This is a genomic window from Altererythrobacter lutimaris (assembly GCF_013371495.1).
GTDB lineage: Bacteria > Pseudomonadota > Alphaproteobacteria > Sphingomonadales > Sphingomonadaceae > Erythrobacter > Erythrobacter lutimaris_A.
The window spans coordinates 1-500 of the sequence record NZ_JABWTA010000011.1 but is presented as its reverse complement, the minus strand read 5'-3'; the positions used below and the strand labels follow the sequence as shown (position 1 = coordinate 500).

General features: G+C 71.6%; 1 protein-coding gene. It reads right to left on the bottom strand.

All coding sequences use genetic code 11. The features are described 5' to 3' along the window. Window positions 1–500, bottom strand: a 500-nt coding sequence (locus tag HUO12_RS14305; protein WP_217905312.1) for a hypothetical protein, incomplete at both ends; no start/stop codon positions are given.

Sequence of the window (500 nt, the reverse complement as noted above, 5' to 3'; positions counted from 1 at the left end):
CCGCGGTGAGCGCGCCGGTGCCGCCGAGCGTGCCGGCCAGTGCCAGGCTGCCGATGCCGTCGTCAAAGCCCTGGAGGTCGAGCGTGGCGCCGCCTGCCACGGTTACCGCCGCGCTGTCGGCGAGGCGATCGCTCGCGCCGAGCCTCAGCGTGCCGCCGTCGATCCGGACGATGCCGCTCGCGGCGGATCCGCTAAGCAGCGAGGTCCCCGAATGCTGGACGAGCGTGCCGGTGCCGAGATTGGCGTTCACGACCGCGCCGTCCAGCGTCGTCGTTGCCGCGGTGAGCGCGCCGGTGCCGCCGAGCGTGCCGGCCAGTGCCAGGCTGCCGATCGTGTCGCTATTGCCTTGCACGTCGAACACCGCACCGGAGGCGACAGCGACCAGAGCCGTATCGGACAGGCGGTCCGACCCGCCAAGGCGCAGCGTGCCGCCGGTCACGTTGATGGTGCTTGCGGCCGCAATGCCGTTCAGGTCGGAAACACCCGAATGCTGGATCAGC